The following is a 25,552-nucleotide window of genomic DNA, read 5'->3' as shown; positions in this document are numbered from 1 at the left end:
GCCTTTACGCCAGCATGGCCTCACTTGTATCCACGAGCCGTGTTCAGGCTCAGACCGGGACAGCCTGGCTGGCGGCTCCTCGCATTGCCACCCTCAGTTGGGAAGTCACCGAGCATGTGCTGTACCTGGGAATAACGCCCACTACCGTAGCCGACGCCGATGACTACCGCAGTTGGGTCGTACACCCGCTTCTTCCCGAAACAGTGTCCAATGCCGGTACTCGCAGCGAGCCCAATCTGGAGCTATTGGCCAGGCTAGACCTAGACCTGATCCTGATTACCCCCTTGCTGGAGGACATTCAGCCCAAGCTGGAACGAATTGCACCTGTCGTGATGTACGGAGACTTCACCCAGGAGCGCAATAATTTTGAAATGCAGCGGAACAATTTTCTGGATCTGGGCGCACGTCTTGGACGGGCCAAACTGGCCCAACAGGAACTGGCCGCCATGGATCAACGTATTGTCACCCTGCGTCAGCGTGTCCAGACCCACTTTGACAAACAAGTACCCGCCGTCACAATCATCCGTTTCACATCCCCAACCAGCGTGTTGATTAGTGGGCCCAACTCCATGCCCGAACACGCTATGCAACTACTCGGTTTACGTCCCGGCCTGTCCGTCCCCGTGACGCGTTGGGGCAATATCCAAACGCCGATAACAAGCCTAGCGCAAATCAAGGAGGGGGCCGTTCTCTACCTGGAACCCTTTCCGGGGCGGGATCGCTTATTTAAAACTGAGCTATGGAAACAGATGCCTTTCGTTCGCGCACAGCGCTTCGCTGCCGTGCCATCCACCTGGACACACGGCGGTGTATTTTGCGTAGAACAATTGGCTCGTGTGATCAGTGATGCACTAATGACACTTCCCGGTAAAGACGCCATGGAGCCTCAGTGGGAATAGTCCCCACCAAGACGCCCCAGGAAGCAGATCACTCCTTAGCTCATCGCCTCTTTCAGCACCAGCATCTTCACCAGTGCATCCACCGACTGCCCGGACTTCAGGCCCGGTTTGCCCAGCAAACGCGCGCTGAGTTGGCGTACACCCAAATTATCGGGCGCTTGTAACAAGTCCCACGAAGCCAGGGTTAATTGTGCGGCCGCCAGCAGATTCAATTCTTCTTCAAACTCGGAATTGCTGACAGGCAAAATGCCACGTACGGTGCCCAGCAGTCGCGCCATTTCCTGTACTTCGCTGCGCAGCATCATGTAGCAGGCCAGGCTGGCCGGGGCGATGGCCTCGGAGCCTGCACGTTGGTGCATCAGGGCAAAGCGGGTTTTCAGCACTTTGCCATCATGGCGACGCACCGTGCGCAGAATGATCAGATCCAGATGCACGGGCTCGGCGTTGCGTTGTCGCAGTTGCACCGGCTCCACGGCGTACCACAAAGCAATTTCACCCAGCTTGGCGCGGCCCAAGGTTTCCAGATGCAGGCGGGCTGCCAGATCAGGAATAGCGTGAAAAGACAACTGTTTACCCAAGGCATTGGGTGTGGTCTTGCCATCTTTATGCCACAGCGATGTCGCACCTGGAATCAGGGCCAGCCAATCGGCTTCCATATCGGCCCATTGACGCCACATGGTGGGCGATCCGCCCTCGAAAATATGCAGCAAATTTACAGGCTGGGCCTGGGTATTCAAAATCTGCATGGCCTGGTTCAGCGCCTGCGTGGGGCTAGGCTTTTCCATGCTGCGCACGCCACGCACATCCGACCATTGCGACGGTGTTTGACGTTGGTAGTACGGAACGCTCAAGGCCTGGCCTTTGGGGCTGAACAAGAAGCTGAACGAGCACTGCTCCTGGCCGCCCGCCGCTTGATGATCAGCATGGATCACCAGCAGACGGGAAACATTGCCTTCACTGACTTCCTGGCACGCAGCACGCATCAAGCCTTCAGCCCGCTGCGCCGCTGCCCCGTCCTGAACGGGGGCATTGGGAGCATGCAGGTCGCGCCAGAAATCATAGGCTTCGGCGCAGGCCAGACGCTCATCCAGATCCGCCGCTGCGCGACGGGCCTGTTCCAGAGCGATAGGCCCACCAGCCGAGGCCGCCGACAAAAGACGCGGCAAAACGCGGGCGCGACGGTCTTCCTCGGCTTGTTGCTCTTGAGCCGATTGGCCACCGCTTTCCAGCAAAGCCGCCAGATCACCAGAGCTGGGCGCGTACAAGGGCCGTTGGCTCTCGCGCACTTGCAAAGCAGAGTCGACCAGTTCAGCCGCGCTCATGAAGCGCAAATCTTCCGGGACTTTTTGACCGTTAGAGACGTAATGAATAGGCAGTTTGAAGCGGATAGCGGTATCCAAAGGACCGCCCAACTTGATCGCTTCATCCACTTTGGAGATGATGCAGCCGCTTAGCGGTGTGCCGCCATCCTGGGTGTAGCTGCGGGCAACTTCGTCCAGCGTATCGCCCTGGCTGGCGGCATTGAGCACCAGCAGTCGTTGTACCCGGCGTCCGGCACCGGCCAGCAAAGCCGCTTGCTCGCGCACATAACGGTCGCGCTGGCTGATGCCCATATTGTCGATCAGGATGACCTGATCAGGCCGCACACCCAGCATCACACTACGAAGTTGAGCGACGTCTTGCACGATATGAACGGCTACCCGCATCAGGTCGCCATAAATCTTCAATTGTTCGTGCGCACCAATTCGATAGGTATCGGTTGTCAGCAACACGACTTTATCGGGACCAAAACGACGCACTGCACGGGCTGCCAACTTGGCCAGAGTGGTGGTTTTACCCACGCCTGTCGGCCCCACCAGGGCCAGAGCCAGACCCGGCTGCCACAAGGTATCTTCCGAACGCAAAACCGGCAAATGGGTTTCCAGTTCAGTCCGCACCCACTGCAAAGCGGCACGCGCACCCAGTTCTTCAGGCAAGCGCTTGAGCATGGCACGCAGCAAGGCGGTACTGAAACCCTGCGACAACAGGCTCTGGAACAGATTGACGGCCACAGGCGAGCGGCGCATCTGATGGCTCCAGACCAGATCGTCCATGCGTCCTTCCAGAGCACCGCGCAATGCCCCGATCGCGCCCATGACATTATCAGCCGCAGGCGGCGCAGCCATTTCCTGCTGACGAATACCTGCCGCTTGATGTGGCACATTGCCCGGCATGGGAGCGCGCTCGGTGGCACCACCGGGCACAGAGCTGGAATCGGTCGCCAGAATCTCGACCCCGCCATTGACTCGACGGTTGGAGACAATCAAGGCCTCAGGCCCCAGCGCCAGGCGCACCTGACGCATGGCTTCACGGCTGGTACTACCAAAAAAGCGACTTATATTCATTCAGACTGACCAATAATGGTGGTGACCCGAAGGATGCGTTCTTCAGGGATTTCAGCGTTGGACAAGACACCCAGTTGTGGAATGTGATGACGCAAGAAACGGGACAAGGTGGCGCGCAGAATCGGCGGAACGACCAGCACAGGCGGATCCCCATGCTCTTCCTGGAACTGGGCGGCGCGCATGGCATCAGTCAGCACCGACTCGGCCAGACCAGGCTCCAGGGCACCGCTGCTGGTCAGCGCCTGCGTCATCACCCGCTCCAGACGGGCATCCAGACCGATCACGCGCAACTCGCCCTCGCCGGGGAACCACTGCTGCACAATGGCGCGGCCCAAGGCAACCCGCAGAACCGATAGCAGCTCGCCCGCTTCATGGCCGGGCGCAACCGCACCGGGGGCCAGAATACGGGGCGCATGTTCAGCCAGGGTTTCCACAATGCTGCGCATATCGCGGATTGGCACATCTTCGGCCAACAGACCGCGCAAGACTTTAAGCAAGAGACTAAGAGACAGCGTTTGCGGCACAAAGTCTTCGACCAGCTTGGGCGCTTCGCGACCCACGTGATCCAGCAACTGCTGCACTTCCTGACGCCCCAGCAAATCGGCACCGTGACGATGCAGCAAGTGATTGATATGCGTGGCAATCACCGTGCTGGCATCCACCACGGTGTAGCCCGCTATCTGAGCCTGTTCACGCATGCTTACATCCACCCACACAGCAGGCAGACCGAAAGCAGGATCCGTCGTGGGCGTTCCGGGCAACTTCATGGTGACGCCACCGGGATCAATCGCCAGCCACTGCCCCGGCGTGGCGGTGCCACGACCAATTTCCACCCCGGCAAGCAGGATGCGGTAATCGTTGGGCTTGAGTTCCAGATTGTCCCGAATATGAACCACGGGCGGCAAAAAGCCGACTTCCTGCGCAAACTTTTTACGCAAGCTGCGGATACGATGCAGTAGCTCGCCATTTTGCGCATGATCCACCAAAGAGATAAGCCGGTAGCCCACTTCCAGACCCAGAGGGTCCACCATGGAAACGTCATTCCAGCTTGCTTCGCTAGCCGCTGAATCTGCCGCAGCCTGGACCTCATCATTAGGCTCGTTGGCCTGTTGCACCTGTTCGGCCTGATGTTTTTTCATCATCCAGGCACCCGTGCCCAAAATGGCGGCCAAGAGCAAGAAGACCAGATTGGGCATGCCGGGAATCAAACCCATCAGCCCCAGAATCCCGGCCGTGATGTACAGCACCATGGGATTGCTAAAGAGCTGGCTGACCATTTGCTGGCCCACGTCCTGATCGGTGGCCACACGCGAGACCACCACACCGGCTGCGGTAGAAATAATCAGGGCTGGAATCTGTGCGACCAGGCCATCACCAATGGTCAGCAAGGTATAGACGCGACCTGCTTCCGAGAAGGACAAGCCGTGCTGCAAGACGCCGATAACCAAGCCACCAATCACGTTGATCACCATGATCAGCAGACCGGCGACCGCATCCCCACGCACAAACTTACTGGCACCGTCCATGGAGCCGTAGAACTCGGCCTCTTGCGAGACTTCAGTCCGGCGACGACGCGCATCGTCCTCGCCAATCAAGCCAGCGTTCAGATCGGCATCAATGGCCATCTGCTTGCCCGGCAAGGCGTCCAGCGTAAAGCGCGCACCCACTTCTGCAATACGGCCCGCACCCTTAGTAATCACCACAAAGTTGATGATGACCAGAATCACAAACACGATCAGGCCAACAGCAAAGTTCCCACCCACCAGAAAGTGACCAAAGGCCTCAATCACCTGACCGGCGGCATCCGGGCCTTTGTGGCCGTTCATCAGCACCACCCGCGTGGAGGCCACGTTCAGGGCCAGACGCAACAAGGTGGCAAACAGCAGCACCGCCGGGAAAGCCGCAAAATCCAGTGGCTTTTTGGTGAACATGGCCACCAGCAAGATCATGACGGCCAGGGCGATGTTAAAGGTAAACAGCAGGTCCAGCAGAAACGGAGGCAAGGGCAGAATCATCATGGCCATGACCATGAGGATCAGTATCGGGCCCGCTAGAAGCCGGGCGTGTTGACCACCGTTTTGTTTCAGTGAGGCAAAAAAATTGTTCATTGCTTTTAGTGTTTGCGCGAACGCAGTGGACCTTCATCCATGCCAGTCGGCACCTTCAATCGGGTAGGCACAATCGGGCGCTCGCCCTGCCCTTTGTTCCAGTTACGAAGCTGATAAACCCAGGCCAGCACTTCGGCCACGGCCGAGTACAAATCCACCGGAATCTCGCGCTCCAGTTCGACGTTGAAGTACAAAGCCCGCGCCAGCGCGGGAGCCTCCAGTGTCGCCACCTTATTTTCTGCTGCCAGCCCACGAATCTTGGCGGCAATCAAACCTGTTCCCTTGGCAACCACACGCGGCGCGGCGCTCTTGCCATCCTGATACTTCAAGGCCACCGCATAATGCGTCGGGTTGGTCACCACCACATCAGCACCGGGCACCTGGGACATCATGCGCGAACGGGCCATGGACCGTTGCTGCTGCCGGATGCGCCCTTTCACATGCGGATCGCCCTCACTTTCCTTGTGCTCTTCCTTTACATCCTGGCGTGACATGCGCAGCTTCTTGTAAAAACTCCACAACTGCCAGGGCGCATCAATCAGCACAATCACCAGCAGGCTGGCGGCAATCAAGGCACAGCACTTGATGATCAGCGTCATCCCCGTGGCAATGGCCGCCGTAGGATGCACATACATCAAGGCCGTCATCTGCTCGCGCTCGGTCCAGATCACATAGACGGCAACGGAACCCACCAGACCGGCTTTGGCCAAGGTCTTGATCAGCTCCACCACGGTCTGCATCGAAAACATGCGCTTGATGCCCTTGGCCGGATTCATGCGCTCGAACTTGGGCTGCAAGGCCTTGCCGCTAAAGCTCATCCCACCCAAGGCAATAGACGCAAAAATCGCTACGACCACCAGCAACAGGAATAAAGGCGCCAGGCCTTTCAAAGCCTCCCCGGCCAGACCGGCCGCTTGCACCACCATCGCGCTGGGATCATGCGCAACACGCGGATCAAACCAGACGCTACGGCGCACAATGCCGCCAAAGGTTTCGTACAAATAGCTGGCCCCGACCCAGATTCCGCCAATTCCAGCCAGCAGCATCAGGAAGGTCGTCAGCTCTCTGGAACGCGCCACCTGCCCTTCTTCCCGCGCCTTTTCCAGGCGCCGGGGTGAGGCCGGTTCTGTTTTTTCGAGATCGCTGTCTTCTGCCATGGACTGCCAAGACGCAGGAATTGAAAGGATGAATCACGCGCCCAGCACGAATATCGCGTTCGCACTGCAGGCCGCGGGGTCATTCTAAAAGAGCGCAGCGGCTCTGATAGCGCGGAGAAAGCCCGATAAAAGCAGGCTGTTCCCCACAAGCAAAAAGGCGCTGCAAGGTGCAGCGCCTTTATCAAGCGAACTCAGGATGCGGGTGGGGACGCGGATTAAAAGCCCAGATTGGCGAGCAAATCGTCCACCTGATCCTGGCTGGTGACCACTTCCGAGGCCACTGGCGAGACCACTGGCCCATTGATAAGGCTTTGAGTTTCTTCGCGTTTTTCGGTGGGCACGTTATCGACCAGCACCTGGACCAGCTCGGTCTCGATGGTGCCGACCACGCCCAACATGCGCGTGATCACCTGCCCGGTCAGATCCTGAAAATCCTGGGCCATGATGATTTCCAGCAGGTTGTCCTGCGTCTGCTGGGCCTTGACAGGCACATCACGCAAGAAACCTCGGGTGCGCTTGACCAGCTCGCGGGCCTGATCCTGGTCCAGGGGCTGTTCAAACCACTGTTCCCATTCGGCATCCAGTGCCTGGGCATCCTCTTGCAAGGACTCCTGCAAAGGACGCACCTGCTCGGCCGCGTTCAGAACGCGGTTAGCGGCTTGCTCGGTCATGCGAGCCACATAGTGCAGACGATCACGGGCATCCGGAATCGCGTGCGCGGCATCTTTAATGGCCTGATCCAGCCCCAGTTCGCGCATGCTTTCCCGCAGCAGGCGGGTCAGGTTGGCAATGCGGTAGACCAGATCAACCGGTACGCTCTGGGGGTCGGGATGATTCGGTGTTTGCTGTGGATCCATGACGTACTCCGTATTAACCGCCCATTTTCTCGAAGATCTTGTTCAGCTTCTCTTCCAGGGTTGCGGCGGTAAAAGGTTTGACGACGTAGCCATTGGCGCCCGCCTGGGCGGCGGCAATAATGTTTTCTTTCTTGGCTTCGGCAGTGACCATCAGCACCGGCAAGGAAGCCAGGCTGGCATCGGCACGAATCTGCTTGAGCATTTCCAGCCCGTCCAGATTCGGCATGTTCCAGTCAGAGACCACAAACTCGAAATTGCCATTACGCAATTTCTCCAGGCCCATCTGACCATCCTCTGCTTCGTCCACGTTCTCGTAGCCCAGATCCTTGAGCAGGTTCTTGATGATCCGGCGCATGGTGGGAAAGTCATCGACGACGAGAATCTTTATATTTTTTTGTACCATTTACATTCTCCAAATGAGTAGCATGCCAGTGCGTTCAGGCCCGTTTATACACGGTGCCCAAAGGCCCCCACACTGGCTAGAATTCGTTCGCTAATCTGCCCCAAAGGCAAGGCTATATCCGCGGCGCCAATTTGCAAGGCTTCGCGCGGCATACCAAACACCACGCTGGTGGCCTCGTCCTGGGCAAAGGTCATGGCACCGGCCTGCTTCATGGCCAGCAAACCTTGCGCACCGTCCTTGCCCATGCCGGTCAGGATCACACCCACGGCATTGCGGCCAGCCAGTTCGGCAGCAGAGTGAAACAGCACATCGACTGAGGGCCGGTGGCGATTGACGGGTTCGCTGTCCACCAGCTTGACCACATAGTTGGCACCCGAACGGGCCAGCTTCATATGGGCCACGCCGCCGGGAGCCAAATACACGTGGCCAGGCAAGACGCGCTGACCATCTTCAGCCTCGTGCACCTGCATGGAGCACAGACCATCCAGACGGTTCACAAACGAGCGCGTGAAACCGGCTGGCATATGTTGGGTAATCATGATGGCTGGGCAGTTGGCGGGCAAAGGCTCCAGCACCTGACGGATAGCTTCAGTGCCGCCCGTGGACGCACCGATCATGATCAGTTTTTCAGTAGTCGAAAAGTTATGCGTCAGGCGGCGCACCGGGGCCGAACCAGCCGTAGCCGGAGCCGCACGACGTGGGCGCGCAATGGAAGCGGCACGGATTTTGTCGGCAATCAGATCCGAGTAATCCAGCAAACCATCGCGCAGGCCCAGCTTGGGCTTGGTCACAAAGTCCACCGCGCCCAGTTCCAGGGCACGCAAGGTCACATCCGAATTGCGCTCCGTCAGCGAGGACACCATCACCACGGGCATGGGACGCAAGCGCATCAGGCGCTCCAGAAAGTCCAGCCCGTCCATGCGCGGCATCTCGACGTCCAGCGTCAGCACATCCGGATTGTGTTCCTTGATCAGCTCGCGCGCCACCAGCGGATCGGGGGCTACTGCCACCACTTCCATGTCCGCATGACTATTGATAATTTCCACCATCAGGCTGCGCACCAGGGCGGAATCGTCTACACACAAAACTCGAATTTTCTTCATGCTACTCATAATCCCGATATCAAGCGCCAACAGAGCTCAGGGCTTGGTAAGACTCTTCAGATCCTAGTTCCGGACATACACCGTCTGACCCAGCAAACGAAACGCCTTGGTCAGATAGGAGAAGTTCTCGGAGTGCCCCACAAACAACAGGCCGCCCGGTTTGGTCACCGCGGCGAATCGTTCCAGGATGCGCGTCTGATCTTCCCGGTCAAAATAAATCATGGTGTTTCTACAGAAGATCACATCAAAACGGCTGGAAGACGGCCAGGCCGGACCCACCAGGTTGAACTCCTCGAACTCCACCATATTGCGCAACACGGGTTTGACACGCGCCAAGCCCTTGCGAGCGCCCACACCACGCTGAAAATAACGCGGCAGCCACAGATCGGGAACGGGCTGAATGCGCTCCAGGGTGTACATGCCCTGACGGGCCTTGTCCAAGGCCGCCGAATCAATATCACTGGCCAGGATGGACACATTCACGTCCGGCGAAGGACAGTGCTCACGCACGGTCATGGCGATGGAATAGGCTTCCTCGCCGGTCGAGGCGGCACTGCACCAGATATCCAGGGGTTTGCCGCGAGTGCTGACAAACTTGCCCAGGATATCGAAGTGGTGCTGCTCGCGAAAAAACGCGGTGTGATTGATGGTGAACGCGTTGACGAAGTCTTGCCATTCCTGGCTGTGGGTATCCTGCTCCAGAATATCCAGGTACTGACGTACCTCCCGCATGCCCGCGTTCTGACTGCGCATTCCCAAGGTGCGCGCCACCATATCTTCTTTGTGGGTACCTAAGATGATGCCCGCATACGACTTGAGCAAGCGCGCGGCTCGCTCACAGTCGGCCCTCGAGGCTTGCGGGATCGAGGGCAATGTATAAACAAAAGGTTCCACAGATGTGCTCATATGACTACAGGCTGGCCAAGGTCCCGCTAAAAGGCCCCGTCGACAAGCGCTCGCTGGAACGCAAACGCTCCGGTTCGGACGCATCAAACGGATCATCAATAATGTCTTGCGCGCCCACTTTGAAAGCGGATACCGCATCAGACAAACGAGTCGCCTGATCCTGTAAAGACCCCGCTGCTGCGCTTGCCTGCTCGACCAGGGCCGCGTTTTGCTGCACAACCACATCCATTTGTGCAACAGCCCGATTAACCTGATCAATCCCTTCGGACTGCTCATTCGAGGCCGAAGAAATTTCCGCCATGATGGTGGTCACGCTCTGAACTGAGCTGACCACTTCCATGACCACCTTGCCCGCTTCATCCACCTGACGGGTGCCTTCTTTGACTTTGGCCAAAGACTGCTCGATCAAGCCTTTAATCTCACGCGCGGCCTGCGCACTGCGCTGGGCCAGACTGCGCACTTCACCGGCCACTACCGCAAAGCCCTTGCCTTGCTCACCGGCACGAGCGGCTTCTACCGCTGCATTCAGGGCCAGAATATTGGTCTGGAACGCAATGCCGTCGATCACGTTCACAATCTGGGCGATTTGCCCGGAACTGGCCGACAGATCTTCCATGGTTTGCACCACGGTAGAGACAGCCTGACCACCGCGCATCGCTACTTCTGACGCATTCTTGGCGACCTGATCCGCTTGTTGCGCATTATCCGAGTTCTGACGTACCGTGCTGGCCAACTGCTCCATACTGGCAGCGGTTTGCTGCAAGGACGCGGCCTGCTCTTCAGTGCGGCTGCTCAAATCCGTATTGCCTACATAGATTTCATGCGAACCAAAGGTAATTTCTTCCACGCCCTGGCGCACCGTCATCACCATGGCTTGCAGGCTGCTCTGCATACGACGTACCGCGTCGTACAGTACCCCGATTTCATTGGTGGACTTCACTTCCACGCGCTGGGTCAAATCTCCACTGGCGATACGATCAAAGTGCGCACCGGCCAGACGCAAGGGGCGCAGCACCATGCGATTCAGGAACACATACACGGCCAGCGAAATAAACAGACAGAGCACCATGGCCAGACCCACCAGGCGGATCACCATGTTGTACTGATCATTTTCTTTCTGGTACTGCGTATCAATAGAGCGCTGCTGGGCTTCCTGCAAGGTATTCAAGGCACTGTACAAGTCCTCTTCCAGGAACTTGGTGGTAGTGGCCACGTAGCTGCGGAAACCGGCAATATCACCCTGCTCCAGATAGGCAATCAAGGGCAGAACACCGCCTTGCATCAGGGACATGAAGGCCGCATCCACACGCTGGTAATAGTCGTTAGTACCTTCCAGTTGGGTGGCCACACCCTGATATTCAAAGAAAGCTTCCTGGGCCTGCTCAAACTGCTTGCGCGTGGCATCCAGCGCATCACGGGTCGCCGTGCTGATCGCCGAGGCCTTGGGCGCGCCATCGCTCCACTCGGCCATCAGATCCTGATTTTGCAGATCATTGGTGACCACGTAGCTGATGGCCGCTCGTCCAATCAGGGTTTGGGTCTCTTTGTAGCGCTCGATGGCCTGATACATGGCCGAGCCTACGCGCTGGTTGACCACGATGCTTTGCAGCGCACCGTTATTGGCGCGCAGGGACAAAATCCCCAGGGCCGCACCTGCCACCAACATAGCTAAAAAAAACACCAGTACCAGAATCAGACTGGTCCGCACCTTCAGATTGGTCAAACGTAATCCATCCAGCATTGCAAGCACCTTGTCTAGAGTAGATCCGAACATCAGAGGCGCTTGTGACGCCTCCCCCGACCCGAACAATCCTTGAAGGACCCGTTAGAACAAGTCCCCGCTACGCTCGTCTTTACAGACTCGGGCGATCAGGCCACTGCGCTGTCGACCAGAGCCATCTCTTCGCTGGTCATCAGTTTTTCAATATCCACCAAAATCAGCATGCGTTCGCCCAGCGTGCCGATACCGGTCAGGTATTCGGTTGAAAAGGCGGTGCCAAAGCTGGGGGCAGCGCTGATCTGTGACGACTGCAAGACAAGCACGTCCGATACGCCATCGACAACAACGCCGACCACGCGATCGTGCAGATTCAGAATCACCACCACGGTTTGGTGGTCGTACTCCACGCGTTCCATGTTGAAGCGCACACGCAAGTCCGCGATAGGCACAATCACGCCGCGCAGATTGGTAACGCCCTTGATGAACTGGGGTACGTTGGCAATACGGGTTACGGTCTGGGAGTCGTAGCCCCGGATCTCCTGAACTTTCAGAATATCGATACCGTATTCCTGGTCACCCAGAGTAAATACCAGATACTCCTTGCCGCCAGCCTCGGCAGCTTCGGAGTGGGAAGTAAAGTCGTTGGACATAAAGATCTCCGAATAATCAGGCCCACGTCGAGGCGGGGTCACGCGCCAGACGTTGCAAGGCAAAAACATCAACAATCAGGGCTACGCTGCCATCACCCAAAATGGTGGCAGCGGAAATACCCGGAATTTTTCGATAGTTGGCTTCCAGGTTCTTGACCACGACTTGATGCTGACCAATCAGGTGATCGACCAGCAAGGCAAAGCGCATGTCTTCGGCCTGCAAGATAACGGCAATAGCACGGGTCACATCGGTCTCGGCCCCATCGACCGAGAAGATGTCCCGCAGGGAAATCAGGGGCAGATACTCGCCACGCACAAACATCACGTGATCAGTATCGGACACGCGGCGCAACTGCTCTTCAGTAGGCTGCATGGATTCCGTAACGTGGGCCAAAGGCAGAATAAAGACCTCGTTGCCCACCTGCACCGACATGCCGTCCAAAATGGCCAGCGTCAGCGGCAGCACAATCCGGGTGGTCGTTCCCTTGCCCGCACGGGAGTACAACTGCACGTGACCGCCCATGCTTTGAATATTGCGTCGCACCACGTCCATACCCACGCCACGCCCGGAAATTTCCGTGACTTTGTCGGCAGTGGAAAAGCCGGGAGCAAAAATCAGTTGCCAGACTTCATCGTCCGGCATGGTCTCGGTCACCGGCAAGCCCGAGGACATGGCTTTCTTCAGAATACGTTCGCGGTTCAGACCAGCGCCATCGTCCACCACTTCAATGATGATGTGGCCGCCCTGATGCTGGGCCGACAGCGTCAACACGCCCTCTTCTTCCTTACCAGCGGCCAGACGATCCTCGGGCATTTCAATACCGTGGTCGATACTGTTGCGCACCAGGTGGGTCAACGGGTCAATAATGCGTTCGATCAGGCTCTTGTCCAGTTCGGTGGCCTGCCCTTTGGTGACCAGACGAATCTTCTTGTCCATGCGGGCCGCGCTTTCACGCACCACACGCGGGAAGCGGCTGAACACGTAGTCCATCGGCATCATGCGGATGGACATCACGGACTCTTGCAGATCGCGCGCATTGCGCTCCAACTGCTCGATGCCGTTCAACAGACGGTCGTGAACAACCGGGTCCAGGGTTGAGGCGGTTTGCACCAGCATGGCCTGGGTAATCACCAGCTCGCCCACCAGGTTGATGATCTGGTCGACTTTTTCCACGCCCACACGGATCGTGCCGGACTCTTTGGGCGCGGCCGCTTTGGCCGGTTTGTCGGCGGCTTTGGGAGCGGCAGCAGGCGCAGCCACTTCAGTTTTTGCAGGCTCAGCAGCCGCAGCAGGAGTCGCCGCAGGAGCGGCAGCGGCTGGTGCGACAACAGGAGCGGCAGGCTCGGAGGCTACCGCAACAGCAGGAGCAGCGTTTGTAGCAGAAGCCGCTTGCCCAGGAGCCGCCGCCGGTTTCACCGCCACCTGATCGGCATTCAGGATAAAGCAGCACACGGCCAGAATATCGTCCGCCGAGCCCGTGGTTTCCAGCCAGATATCCAGGCGATCGCCTTCGCGGGTTTGATGGACGATATTGCCCATCAACTCCATTTCTTGTTGCAGTGCCTCGGCATCTTTATCCGACACGGGCCCCATGGATACCCATAGCGGCAAACCGTCGGCATCCGCAGCCGGTTCCGGCGCTGGCTCGGGTTCCGCTTGCAGGATCGCTTCGGTTCCTTTCGTGTCGGTTGCCAAAATGCCCTTTTGCTCCAGGGCCAACTGCCTTAATTGCGCGCAGATGCGGGTGTAGGCTTCCTCGTCAGGCTCCTGTTCCTCGCGGTAGGCATTGACTTGTCCGGTTAGCACGTCCTTGGTTTCCAGAAAGAGGTCAATCATGTCCTTGCGCAATTGCATCTCGCCATTACGGACCAGATCGAGCAGATTTTCGAGTAAGTGGGTGGTTTCAGCCAGCTGGCCGAAACAACCAAAAGTGCCTGCACCGCCCTTGATCGAGTGCGCGGCCCGGAAGATGGCGTTGAGCTGATCGCGATCAGGCTCATCCAGATCCAACTCCAGCAGCAAGCGCTCCATGTCCGCCAGCAACTCATCGGCTTCATCGAAAAAGGTTTCGTAAAACTGACTCAGATCTACGCCGGAGCTCATGAACACTTCCTTCTTGGTTATGGCTTAGAACAACAAAACAAAAAGCACAGCCCAAACACCCGGGCCTTCAGGGCCGCTTGTCAGGCCCTAAGGCACCACAGGCAAGGCAGAAGGCATCTCAGGCAGACCGGGAATATGAATACTGATAGGTCCTTCGGTCTCCTGCATGGCTTCGCGCAAATCGAACTCTTCCGAACCGCTTGCGGCTTGCTCGTCCATGCGTCGTTCCGCCCGGCTATTGAGCACGAGCAGGCTGATACGTCGATTTACGGCTGCCGCAGGGTTATCTTTAACCAGGCTCACACTATCGGCCAAACCCACGACCTGCTTGACTTTGGCCTCGGCCAGACCACCAGCCACCAGTTCCTGTCGAGCGGCGTTGGCACGGTCGGCGGACAGCTCCCAGTTACTGTACAAACGCTCGCCACTGGCGTATTGCAGCGAGTCGGTGTGGCCGGAAATCAGGATGCGATTGGGCATCTCGTTCAAAGGAGCGCTGAGCGAGCGCAAAATGGCTCGCATGTAAATCTGCACCTGCGCACTGCCCGTGGAGAACATGGGACGGCTTTGACGGTCAATAATCTGAATGCGCAAACCGTCCTGAGTCATGTCCAGCAGCAATTGCGGACGGAACTCTTTCAGGACGGGGTCAATGCGAATCAGCTCTTCCAGAGCCGATTTCAAATCTTCCAGACGCTCCACATCCAGACGGTCATCGGCCGCCTGACCGGGATTGGCTCCGGGGTGAGGATTAGGCACCAGGCTAGGCTGGCCGCCAGGAATCACACTGCGCGAGTAGTCCGCCTGATAGCCGCCGGAAACAGCGTCCATCAAGGGCATGCGAAAGTAATCGGCAATTTCCTTCAAGTCCTGCTTGGGAACCAGGGAAAGAATCCACATCACCAGGAAAAAAGCCATCATCGCCGTCATGAAGTCGGCGTAGGCAATTTTCCAACTACCACCGTGGTGCTCTGCATGCGCCGTCTTCTTGCGACGGATAATGACTCGGTCCTTATGGTTGCTCATGAACGCATCCGCTTAGGCTTTGCGACCAGCACCCGAACGGGCCTGACGTACATGCTCTTCCAGTTCCTGGAACGAAGGGCGATCCGAGGAGAACAGCACTTTACGGCCAAACTCCACCGCCAACTGGGGCGGGTAGCCGTTCAGGTTGGCCAGCAAGGTCACCTTGATGCACTCCAGCACCTTGACCGAGTCCGAGGTACGACGCTCGATGGTTGCAGCCAAGGGAGCCACGAAACCATAGGCCAGCAAAATACCCAGAAAGGTCCCGACCATGGCTTTGGAGATCAGATCGGCCAGCACCGCAGGCGGCTGGTCCACAGACGCCAGGGCTTTCACCACACCCAGCACCGCCGCCACAATCCCGAAAGCGGGCAAGGCGTCAGACACTTCACGCAAGGCGCGTGCAGGCACGTTGCGCTCGTGCTGGTGAGTTTCGATGTCCTGATCCATCAGCGTTTCGATTTCAAACGAGCTCATATTGCCGCTGATCATCAAACGCAGGTAGTCAGACACAAAGTTCATCAAGGCCGGATCTTTCACCACGTTGGGGTAGTCGGCAAAGATGGGACTTTGTTCAGGATTCTCGATATCGGCTTCGATGGACATCATGCCATCGCGGCGTGCCTTGTTCAGCAGCACGGACAACATCCCCATCAGTTGCATGTACAACTGCTTGTTATAGGGGCTGCTGCGGAACGCAATCGGCAAGGCTTTCGCGAGCAGCTTGATGGACTTGCCACTGTTGGACGCAAAATAGGCCCCCAGGGCCGCGCCACCAATCAGCAGTAATTCAAAAGGCTGGTAGAGCGCACCTAAATGCCCACCCAGCCCCACAAAGCTCCCGAAAACGGAGACGAAAACAATGATATATCCAAGGATGATAAGCACGGATACGCCTTCTTCAAATACACGCTGCTAATGATGGCGGCAAGCAACCGGGCTAAAACGACGCGTTAAAGGCCTTTTTCTAGCCTAGATCGACGCTTCCAGTTGCCTTGACACGTTCAGATTCTTATCAGATCGACATCAAAAACCAGCATCCATCCGGCTTTGCTGCACACTGACGGTAAAAGCTCTACTTAAACGGGCACGTCCGCATTGGTGATGACGTGCCCATCTGCCCTGGCTTGCGCCTCCTTGACCGGCTCTGATTTTCGACTTTTGCTGGCAGGAGACTTAGGTGTGCTGCGTGCCTTGCTGGCGCGTGTTTTGCCCGCCCGGGGTGGCGGACGGCAAATCGCACAAATAAAGCCCGCTTCGGGATCGTGTGCATGAGCGACGAAGCCGCCCTTGCAGCGCTCGCACTGGGACAACTGCAACAGGCCACTATCAAAAAAGCGCAACAGCATCCAGGCACGGGTAAAGCTCAGGACAGGTTCCTCGTCCGGCCCCACTTCCAGACGGCCTGCCGAAGACTGCTCCAGGTACAGGCGATACGCCTCCACCAGGGCACGGCTTTTATCGCAAGGCGTATGCGCGGCCATGAACTGGTAAATGCTGTAGAAAAGACTGGAGTGAATGTTGGGCAGCCAGGTCATGAACCAGTCGACCGAAAAAGGCAGCATCCCCTTGGGCGGCGAGCAACCTTTGACTTCGCGGTACAAACGGGCCAGCCGGTCGTAGCTTAGTGATGTTTCTGCTTGCAGAACCTGCAAGCGCGCCCCCAGCTCAATCATGTCGGAAGCAAGCCCAATTTCCTGGGCTTCTTTGGCGACGCTTTTTATAGCCATAGTTCTTGATTTAATAGGTTCCAAGCCGGTTTAACCCGCTTGTTCTGCCGTCGCGCGCTGTGACAGAAGAATGGTGGAGTGAGCCTGCTGCAATACCCCTCCCAGCACATTCTGCGTCAAGGTGGTGAGCAGGTCGTAGTCGTTGAAGCGAAAGCCGCAGATCAACGAGCTGGAGCTGGCCAGCTTGACCAATTGGGCCGGTGACAGACGCAACAAGGTCTCTGCCACATCGGTATCGAAGCCCAAACGGAACATACCTGCCGAAAAATTCTCCCGCAGCAGGCGCTGCGCGAGTAACAAGTACGACAAATTGACTTCCTGAATATCATTCAGCAGCGAATTTTCCGATACGGGCATGTCAGCCATCCTTGTAAAACTGTTAATCAGCGATTTTCTTGTAACAAAACACATTTAAAATAGTCAAAGTTACATAAATATGTATCATGCCTTGCAATCTATTGCATGAATATATTTTTTACATTATCGACGCTTCCGACACATACTGTCTATGAATGCCCGAAAAACATGGAAAACGTCGGATTTATGCAATAAACGTATCAAGACACAGCAGAATATTATCAGATGCTCACTTAATGTTGTAGATATAAACTAGATGTAACATGACAAAGATCAAAACGCTTGTGCCAAAAATATGTTTTGTTGCATACATTAGCCATTAATTAATCCATATCTCGACCATCACACTCAGGCTCTGCCTAAAAACGGGCGAAATATCGGATATTCTTCTGGTGACAGCTTTCCTCGTCCCCACCCTCTCCGTTTTGTAACAGCCCATGCTTCCTGCTGCTTTTACGCAACGTCTGTTCGCCCTCTGCCTGACACTGCTCCTGGCAGCGTGTGCACACACTCCTTCCTCCCGCCTGCCAGCCGGCAAACCCATTGGGGTGGATGATCAGCGCCGCTCAGCCGTCGTCCTGTCCGCCCTGACCCTGCTGGATACGCCCTACCGCTATGGCGGGCGCGAACCGTCTACCGGCTTTGATTGCAGCGGCCTGGTGCACTATGTCTTCAGTCAGGAATCCAGCTCCCCTATCCCGCGTCGCACCAGCGATCAGGCCAGTGCGGCCCGTCGCGTCAGCCGCGCGCAGCTACGCCCCGGCGATCTGGTGTTTTTCAATACGCTGGGCGCGCCAAACTCGCATGTCGGTATCTATATAGGTAAGCAACAATTCATCAATGCGCCCTCCAGTGGTGGACGGGTACGGATTGATTCGCTGGATAATCCCTATTTCGCCAAACGCTTTGAAACGGCTCGCACTTTCTTTGATTGATTCATCGGCAAGCCAGCGCAGGGATTGAATGAAACTGGGCCTTGTCTTTCAAGGCCCGATTTCATTGAGCATCAATAGCAAAAGGGCCCGTGATAAGCGGGCCCTTTATAGTTTGAATGCGTTTATCGCGTGGGCACAGTCGCGTATTGCTCAGCCAAGTCCAGAAAGGCGTCCAGCTCAGGAGAACGGCCCGTTTCCTCTTCCATAATGGCAGCCACAGCAGGAGCCACCGATTGAGCCAGGCGGGCATCCAGAAACAGCAATCGTGAACGGCGAGCCAGCATATCTTCCACCGTACGCGCATATTCAAACCGGCAGGCAAAACGCACCATCGCCACGCTTAAACCGGGGGCCAATTCCTGATCAGCGCCTGGCAAGGTCTGCACCCAATCCGCCTCGCTACCGTAGGCATCCAGGCCCGCTGTGCGCCCCAGAGAGCGACGATCACCCACATAAGACGCGCCAACCAGGCGCTGCTCTTGCGTACGACAGGCTGGCAAGGAGCCCAGCAAACCGGACTGCTGACAGCGTTCCAGCACATCCTCGGCCATGGCACGGTAAGTGGTCCATTTACCGCCAGTGACCGTCAGCAAGCCGTTGGCACTGACGGTAATGCTATGTTCCCGGCTGATGGATTGCGTCTGCCCTGCCGCCGACTCGGCAGCCGGACGCACCAAAGGCCGCAAACCTACCCAGATACTGCGTACATCCTGCACGGTGGGGGCTTTTTGCAGATAATTCGCGGACTCTTTCAAAATGAAATCCACTTCCTGCGCCAAGGGACGCGGCTCCAGAGGAATATCGACACGGGGGGTATCGGTCGTACCCAGAATCAGCTTGCCCAGCCACGGCACCGCAAAGAGCACTCGGCCATCCTTGGTGCGTGGCACCAACAAAGCGTGCTCGCCCGGCAAGAACTCCTGATCGACGACCAAATGCACGCCCTGACTGGGCGAGACCATAGGGCGCAGTTCGCGTCCGGCTTCCTGGGCATCCAGTTGTCGAACCTGATCCACCCACACGCCCGTGGCATTAACTACACACTTGCTACGGATCTCGTAAGTCTGGCCACTTTCCTTGTCCTGGCAGCGCACGCCGGACACCTTGCCCTCGCTATGCAGGACGTCGGTAAGCGGGCAGTAATTAATGAGCAAAGCGCCATTCAAGGCCGCGGTACGGGCCAGAGCAAGCGCCAGACGGGCATCATCAAACTGGCCATCCCAATATTTGACGCCCCCCTTCAAGCCGCTTTGCCGCGCACCGGGCAGAAGCTGACGAATCTTGGATGCGCTTAAAAATTGGGTATGACCCAGCCCCTCGCGCCCCGCCAAGCCGTCGTACGCCATCAGGCCCACCCCATAAAACGGGGTCTCCCAGCATTTGTAGCTGGGCATCACAAAAGGCAGACGTTGCGCCAGGTGCGGCGCATTGCTCAGCAAATGCATGCGTTCACGCAAGGCCTCGCGCACCAGGCTGACATTGCCCTGCGCCAGGTAACGCACTCCTCCATGCACCAGCTTGGTCGCCCGCGAGGACGTGCCTTTGGCAAAGTCCCAGGCTTCCAGAACGACCACGCTCAGGCCACGCAAGGCGGCATCCACCGCAACGCCCAGGCCAGTAGCACCGCCACCCACCACGACCATATCTACCTCTGTGGTGCGCGCCAAGGCGCCCAACATCTGGGCTCTATCAGTCAATAAGGGGGAACTTAATGTAGTCATAAGATGAAGTCGGACCTGAAATTAGCAGACACCCAAAAACACTGGCTGGCTCGGGATTTACCCTGATTTTAGCCCCTGAACTTTTACCGTCCAGTGAAACTTGTTTGCTCACGTATCAGCGCCCCCTCCGGGCCAGACACAGGCCACATAGAGCCGGTACACTGTGTGCTGCTCTGCTTTTACTGCCCCTTCGCATGACATTCCTACTTGCTCTTGATCAGGGAACCTCCAGCTCGCGCAGCCTTATTGTGGCGGCAGACGGCCGCATTCTGGCCCAGGCGCAGCAAGAGACCCAGCAATACTATCCGCGTACAGACTGGGTGGAACACGATCCCCAGGAAATTCTGGATACCCAGTTCCAGACGGCTCGACAAGCCATCGAACAGGCGGGCCTGCGTCCCCAGGACATTCATGCGATTGGCATTACCAATCAGCGCGAAACCACGGTGCTGTGGGACAGGCGCACAGGACAAGCCCTGCACAAGGCCATCGTCTGGCAAGACCGACGCGCCGAGGACTTCTGCGCCCAGTTGCGCGAACAAGGCCACGAGGCCGCCATCACCGCCAAAACCGGCCTGCCTATTGATGCCTATTTCTCAGCGTCCAAGCTGCGCTGGCTGCTAAATACCATTCCCGACGCCCGTGAACGGGCCGAGCGGGGTGAATTGGCCTTTGGCACCATTGATAGCTGGCTGATCTGGCATTTGAGCGGCGGCAAAGTTCACGCCACAGATGTCAGCAACGCCTCCCGTACCCTGCTCTACAACATTCATACCCAACAATGGGACGAGGACTTGCTGGCTTTATTCACCATCCCGGCCAGCGTGCTGCCCCAGGTGCAAGGCTCCGCCTCTGAGTTTGGCCGTTGCAGCCCCGACATTCTGGGCAGCCCCATTCCTATTTGCGGTGTCGCCGGTGACCAGCAAAGCGCCCTGTTCGGCCAGGCTTGCACCACACCGGGCATGGCCAAGAACACCTACGGCACAGGCTGTTTTCTGTTGATGCATTGCGGCTCGCAAGTACCCCAATCCCATAATGGCCTGATCGCCACCAGCGCTGCCCAACATGACGGCACACCCGCCTATGCGCTGGAAGGCAGCGTCTTTATTGGCGGCGCCGTCGTTCAATGGCTACGCGATGGCCTGGGGGCTTTGGAGCACAGCGCCCAGGTAGAAGCCCTGGCACGCAGCGTACCCGACGCCCAGGGCGTACGACTGGTGCCCGCCTTCACCGGCCTGGGAGCGCCTTACTGGGACGCCCAGGCACGCGGCACCATTACGGGCCTGACACGTGCCTCCACCATGGCCCATATTGCCCGCGCGGCCCTGGACAGCATTGCGTATCAAAGTGCGGCTGTACTGCAAGCCATGAATCGAGACGTGCAAGCCAACGGCGGGCCCGCCCTGCACGAGCTACGTGTTGATGGCGGCGCTTGCGCCAATAATCTTCTGATGCAATTTCAGGCGGATTTGCTGGGCCTGCCCGTCGTGCGTCCCGTTACTATTGAGACGACGGCCTTGGGCGCCGCCTATCTGGCGGGCCTGGGCAGCGGCCTGTATTCGGGCCTGCCGGAAATTGCAGCGCTGTGGCAGTGCGATCGCACTTTTGAACCCGCCATGTCGCGCGATGAGGCACACAGCCTGATGCTCAGTTGGGAACAGGCCGTGCGTCAGGCACGAACTTATTGAACTTGCTGTTTTTTTAACGGAAACACCATGCTGCAAAAAATAATTCTAGGCATTGCCATCTTTCTGATCGTGATGTTGGGCCTGACCTTTGGCGAGGCCATCTTCCGCTATATCTCCTCGTACCTGGGATTTCTGTTTGAGGACTTCATCGCTTTGATGCGGGAAGTTCAGCAATACCTGATGATCCACTGGGGCAAGGCATTGATCGCCTTGATCATTACCGTCCCGCTGGTGATCTGGATCTCCAAGAACAAGAAAGATGAGATGAGCAAGCCCAACAGCCATCGCAAAATCGCGATTGTGCTGGCGATTTTCCTGGGGTGGTTGGGCGTACATCGCTTTTATCTGGGCCAGATCGGCATGGGCTTGTTGTTCCTGGTGTTGTTTGCCATCTGGTCGCCCCTGGCCTACTTCCTGGCTCTGATCGACGCCTTGCGTTACGCCTTTATGGGTGACGATGAATTCAAACTGGCCCGTTAATTTCCATACCGTTCACAAAAGCCCCACTTGCTGGGGCTTTTTTTATGGCTGCTTCATTGGCACGCAGCTCAAGGCGCGCGAACACCAATAACCAGGCTCCATGCGGGCCATTTTGTGGTCTCATCAGGGAAAACCACAGCCCACGCCGCTTACAAGCCTAGTCCCTTGATTTCCAATACTTATATTAGCCACCATACCTTCCAGGTATGCAAGTAAACCTTTTTAGTCTTGGAAATCCCCGGGCGGCTTCGTGTTCAATCGAATTGGGGGAGACACGCCAGCCTCTCGAAGACTGGCAGCGGCGGCTCAGATCAAAAGTGTGAAGCCTTTGTTGCTGGCTCTGTCTACACATCCGTTTACCCGGTAGTTCCCGACACAAAAACAATAGACCTGCCCTAGGGCACTTGCGTCCACGGCCTGATGTGCCTGCACATCGCTGACTTGCATCAGAGGCCGAACCGACGGCAAGTGTCACTACAAACATAACTAGATTGAGACACAAGAAAATGAAAAACACCTATTTGCTGCGCAGCATGCTGGGCCTGGCTTTGGCCGCCTGCACACTAAGCAGTCACGCAGCCACAGAGACAACACGCCCCAATATTTTGCTGATTGTGGCCGATGATTTGGGTTACTCGGATATTGGTGCTTTTGGTGGGGAAATTTCCACGCCTAATCTGGACGCCCTGGTCAAAGACGGGGTGGCACTGACCGATTTTTACGCTTCTCCCTTCTGTTCCCCCACCCGCGCCATGCTGATGTCTGGTGCCGATAACCACCAAGTCGGCTTTGGTGGCATGGCCGAGCTGATGACACCCCAGCAGCGCAGTTTGCCCGGTTATGAAGGTTTTCTAAGCGACCGCGCCCTGCCCTTTCCGCTGGTCCTGCAAGACAACGGCTACCGCACCTATATGGCGGGCAAGTGGCATTTGGGTGTGAAAGAAGAAGTCGCCCCACCCAATCGTGGTTTTGACCAGTCCTATGCCTTGATGCATGGTGGTGCCAGCCACTTCGATCAAAGCGGCATCATCACGTTTGATGCCAATAAAGCGCCAGTTGCCCTGTACCGTGAAAACGGCAAGCAAGTACAACTACCCAAAGACTTCTACTCCAGTGAATTCTTTGCATCGCGCCTGATGTCCTATATCGACGCCGACAAGCGCAAGGATCAGCCTTTCTTCGCCTATCTGGCCTTTACCGCTCCGCATTGGCCCTTGCACGCCCCCGACGAGTACATCCGCAAATATGAAGGCCGCTACGACGTAGGCTACGACGTATTGCGTGAAGAGCGCCTGGCCCGCATGAAGAAACTGGGCCTGGTGCCACAGGATATGCAAGGCTACGTCGGCAATCCCGCCTGGCCGCGCTGGAAAGAGCTGAGCCCGGAGCAACAACGGGTCGAAAGCAAACGCATGGCCGTCTACGCCGCGATGGTGGAAGCGATGGATGCGCAAATTGGCCGCGTTATTGAGCACCTGAAACAAACGGGTCAATACGACAACACCGTAGTGATCTTCATGTCTGACAACGGTGCCGACGGCAATACTGTGCTGGACGAAGGCGAAACCCGCGCCTGGGCACATAATCATCGCGACAACAGCTACGAGAACACCGGCCGCCCCGGTTCCTTTGTCGAATACGGCCCAGGCTGGGCGCAAGTCGGCTCCACGCCCTTCAACCTGTACAAAGCCTTTATGTATGAAGGCGGTATCTCGGTACCCAGCATCATGCGCGTACCCGGTGGCAAGCGTCAGGGCGAGTTTGTGCGCGCTCCGGCCCATGTCACCGATATCGCCCCCACCATTCTGGCCTTGGCTCAGATCGAGCAACCCAAAGGCGAATACCGTGGTCGCGAAGTCATCCCCATGCAGGGCAACTCCATGGTGGACCTGCTGACTGGTCGCAGCGATCAGGTACATGAAACCTTCCGCCAGGGCTGGGAGCTGAACGGCCGCCGCGCCATGCGCTTGGGTGACTGGAAAATCGTCTACGCCAATGCACCGTGGGGCAAAGACCGCTGGGAATTGTTCAATGTGGTCGAAGACCGCTCCGAGCAGAACGATCTGTCCGAAAAACATCCTGAAAAGCTCAAAGAGCTGATTGCCGAGTACGAGCAATATGCCAAGCGCAATGGCGTCGAGGACTTTGAAGGTCTGGCCTCGCGCCCTGGCTACAGCAACAGCCTGAACTACTACAAGGATCTGGATGAAGTCCTTTAAGCTCCCCCGAGCCAAGGCACTACTGACGGTATGCGGGCTGCTGGCAGCAGCCCCGCTGCCCGCAGCGGCTGAAGGCTCCGACAAACTCCCGCCCCCGGTTCCCGCTCACGATTGCCAGGCCTATAGCGGCTTGCCCACAGGCTTCGGCCCAGCCACCAAGGGCATATCCAATCAGTCGGGTTTGGTCGCGATTCCCGGCGGACGCTTTCTGATGGGTTCCGACGAAGGCTATCCAGAGGAAAAACCTGTCCACCCTGTAGAGGTCCGCGCTTTTCAGATTGATCAGCACGAAGTCACCAATGCCCAGTTTGCCCGTTTTGTAGCGGCAACCGGCTATGTGACCCAGGCAGAGCGGGTGCCGGATTTCCCGCCGAATGTGCAGGTTCCCGAACAGTATCGTCAGCCTGGATCCGCCGTCTTTACACCACCGGCAGCGACACAAGATCACGACCATCACGAGGGACATGATCAACACCAGGCGGCATCGCCCAGCAGCTACAACTGGTGGGTGTGGGTGCCCGGAGCAAGCTGGCGTCACCCAGGCGGCCCCAATACCAACGTGGATGGCCGGGACAACCACCCTGTCGTCCATATCGCGTATGAAGATGCCCTGGCCTATGCCCATTGGCTGGGTCGCGACCTGCCCACCGAAGAACAATGGGAGTTTGCTGCGCGTGGCGGTTTGGAGGGCGCGACCTATCCCTGGGGCAATACCCCCGAGTTGCGAGGCCGCTTGATGGCCAATACCTGGCAAGGCAATTTCCCCGCCAAGAATCTGGTTCGTGATGGCTACGAAGGCACTGCCCCCGTAGGCTGCTTTCCAGCCAACAACTATGGTTTGTGGGATTCGGTTGGCAATGTCTGGGAATGGACGCGCAGTGTGTGGCAGCCACAGCATAGGCCACAGACTCCCAAACCCCTTATCACGGCAGCAACAGATGCCAAGGGGAATCCGGCCACAGGCGTTATCAAGGGTGGCTCTTTCCTGTGTGCTGCCAACTTCTGCGTACGTTATCGACCCGCATCACGCCAACCACAGGAAACCACGATGTCTACCCAGCACGTGGGGTTTCGTACTGTGCTGAATACGCCTGCAAAGTAAGGC

The 25,552-nt window shown here is 57.3% G+C and carries 21 protein-coding genes; 6 read left to right on the top strand and 15 right to left on the bottom strand.

Translation table 11 applies throughout. The features are described 5' to 3' along the window. Positions 1–14: 14 nt before the first annotated feature. A complete protein-coding gene (locus OSH09_RS00245) occupies positions 15–899 on the top strand; it encodes an ABC transporter substrate-binding protein (RefSeq protein WP_252606180.1) in 885 nt (294 codons plus the stop codon). Between the two features lie 35 nt (positions 900–934). Here OSH09_RS00245 and flhF read toward each other — a convergent pair whose 3' ends face one another. From flhF to flhD, 14 genes are all read right to left on the bottom strand, one after another. After that, complete coding sequence (flhF, locus tag OSH09_RS00240; protein WP_266119765.1) at positions 935–3,283, bottom strand: flagellar biosynthesis protein FlhF; 2,349 nt, start codon at positions 3,281–3,283, stop codon at positions 935–937. After that, complete coding sequence (gene flhA / locus OSH09_RS00235; protein WP_266119764.1) at positions 3,280–5,391, bottom strand: flagellar biosynthesis protein FlhA; 2,112 nt, start codon at positions 5,389–5,391, stop codon at positions 3,280–3,282. The genes flhF and flhA overlap by 4 nt, the downstream gene beginning before the upstream one ends. A 5-nt stretch (positions 5,392–5,396) precedes the next feature. After that, positions 5,397–6,548 (bottom strand): flagellar biosynthesis protein FlhB, encoded by a 1,152-nt coding sequence (gene flhB / locus OSH09_RS00230; RefSeq protein ID WP_207873760.1) that lies wholly within the window; start codon positions 6,546–6,548, stop codon positions 5,397–5,399. A 215-nt stretch (positions 6,549–6,763) separates the two neighbouring features. Then, positions 6,764–7,405: a protein phosphatase CheZ gene (gene cheZ, locus OSH09_RS00225; RefSeq protein WP_021446830.1), complete on the bottom strand. Its 642-nt coding sequence runs from the start codon at positions 7,403–7,405 to the stop codon at positions 6,764–6,766. Positions 7,406–7,418: 13 nt separating this feature from the next. After that, positions 7,419–7,808: a chemotaxis response regulator CheY gene (cheY, locus tag OSH09_RS00220; protein WP_207873759.1), complete on the bottom strand. Its 390-nt coding sequence runs from the start codon at positions 7,806–7,808 to the stop codon at positions 7,419–7,421. A gap of 44 nt (positions 7,809–7,852) precedes the next feature. Then, a complete protein-coding gene (locus tag OSH09_RS00215; protein WP_266119763.1) occupies positions 7,853–8,911 on the bottom strand; it encodes a protein-glutamate methylesterase/protein-glutamine glutaminase in 1,059 nt (352 codons plus the stop codon). 63 nt (positions 8,912–8,974) lie between these two features. Next, positions 8,975–9,817 carry a CheR family methyltransferase gene (locus OSH09_RS00210; RefSeq protein ID WP_222668598.1) on the bottom strand — a complete coding sequence of 281 codons (843 nt, stop codon included), beginning with the start codon at positions 9,815–9,817 and terminating at the stop codon, positions 8,975–8,977. Between the two features lie 4 nt (positions 9,818–9,821). Continuing rightward, the gene (locus tag OSH09_RS00205) at positions 9,822–11,558 is read right to left on the bottom strand and encodes a methyl-accepting chemotaxis protein (RefSeq protein ID WP_266119762.1); all 1,737 of its coding nucleotides are present in this window, start codon (positions 11,556–11,558) and stop codon (positions 9,822–9,824) included. A gap of 128 nt (positions 11,559–11,686) precedes the next feature. Beyond that, a complete protein-coding gene (locus OSH09_RS00200; RefSeq protein WP_207873756.1) occupies positions 11,687–12,187 on the bottom strand; it encodes a chemotaxis protein CheW in 501 nt (166 codons plus the stop codon). Positions 12,188–12,203: 16 nt separating this feature from the next. Continuing rightward, on the bottom strand, positions 12,204–14,291 hold the full coding sequence (cheA, locus tag OSH09_RS00195; protein ID WP_207873755.1) for a chemotaxis protein CheA: 2,088 nt from the start codon (positions 14,289–14,291) through the stop codon (positions 12,204–12,206). Between the two features lie 87 nt (positions 14,292–14,378). Then, entirely contained in the window at positions 14,379–15,317 is a 939-nt protein-coding gene (gene motB / locus OSH09_RS00190; RefSeq protein ID WP_207873754.1) for a flagellar motor protein MotB, read from the bottom strand. 12 nt (positions 15,318–15,329) lie between these two features. After that, entirely contained in the window at positions 15,330–16,205 is an 876-nt protein-coding gene (gene motA / locus OSH09_RS00185) for a flagellar motor stator protein MotA (protein WP_009455183.1), read from the bottom strand. A gap of 191 nt (positions 16,206–16,396) precedes the next feature. After that, positions 16,397–17,047 (bottom strand): flagellar transcriptional regulator FlhC, encoded by a 651-nt coding sequence (gene flhC / locus OSH09_RS00180; RefSeq protein ID WP_207873753.1) that lies wholly within the window; start codon positions 17,045–17,047, stop codon positions 16,397–16,399. Between the two features lie 30 nt (positions 17,048–17,077). Beyond that, complete coding sequence (gene flhD, locus OSH09_RS00175; protein ID WP_003804716.1) at positions 17,078–17,404, bottom strand: flagellar transcriptional regulator FlhD; 327 nt, start codon at positions 17,402–17,404, stop codon at positions 17,078–17,080. 437 nt (positions 17,405–17,841) lie between these two features. Between flhD and OSH09_RS00170 the strand changes: the two genes are divergently transcribed. Beyond that, complete coding sequence (locus tag OSH09_RS00170) at positions 17,842–18,339, top strand: C40 family peptidase (protein ID WP_266119761.1); 498 nt, start codon at positions 17,842–17,844, stop codon at positions 18,337–18,339. Positions 18,340–18,461: 122 nt separating this feature from the next. Here OSH09_RS00170 and OSH09_RS00165 read toward each other — a convergent pair whose 3' ends face one another. Then, positions 18,462–20,060 carry a glycerol-3-phosphate dehydrogenase/oxidase gene (locus OSH09_RS00165; RefSeq protein WP_266119760.1) on the bottom strand — a complete coding sequence of 533 codons (1,599 nt, stop codon included), beginning with the start codon at positions 20,058–20,060 and terminating at the stop codon, positions 18,462–18,464. 194 nt (positions 20,061–20,254) lie between these two features. On the opposite strand from OSH09_RS00165, the gene glpK reads away from it, so the two are divergent. From glpK to OSH09_RS00145, 4 genes are all read left to right on the top strand, one after another. Then, positions 20,255–21,748, top strand: a complete 1,494-nt coding sequence (gene glpK / locus OSH09_RS00160) for a glycerol kinase GlpK (RefSeq protein ID WP_207873750.1) — start codon at positions 20,255–20,257, stop codon at positions 21,746–21,748. Between the two features lie 27 nt (positions 21,749–21,775). Beyond that, positions 21,776–22,228: a TM2 domain-containing protein gene (locus OSH09_RS00155; protein ID WP_207873749.1), complete on the top strand. Its 453-nt coding sequence runs from the start codon at positions 21,776–21,778 to the stop codon at positions 22,226–22,228. A gap of 506 nt (positions 22,229–22,734) precedes the next feature. Beyond that, positions 22,735–24,447 carry an arylsulfatase gene (locus tag OSH09_RS00150; RefSeq protein ID WP_207873748.1) on the top strand — a complete coding sequence of 571 codons (1,713 nt, stop codon included), beginning with the start codon at positions 22,735–22,737 and terminating at the stop codon, positions 24,445–24,447. Further along, entirely contained in the window at positions 24,434–25,549 is a 1,116-nt protein-coding gene (locus tag OSH09_RS00145; protein ID WP_266119759.1) for a formylglycine-generating enzyme family protein, read from the top strand. Before OSH09_RS00150 ends, OSH09_RS00145 begins: the two co-directional genes overlap by 14 nt. Positions 25,550–25,552 lie beyond the last annotated feature (3 nt).

The organism is Alcaligenes parafaecalis, assembly GCF_026344135.1.
GTDB lineage: Bacteria > Pseudomonadota > Gammaproteobacteria > Burkholderiales > Burkholderiaceae_B > Alcaligenes > Alcaligenes parafaecalis.
This window is presented reverse-complemented; position numbering and strand designations above follow the sequence as displayed.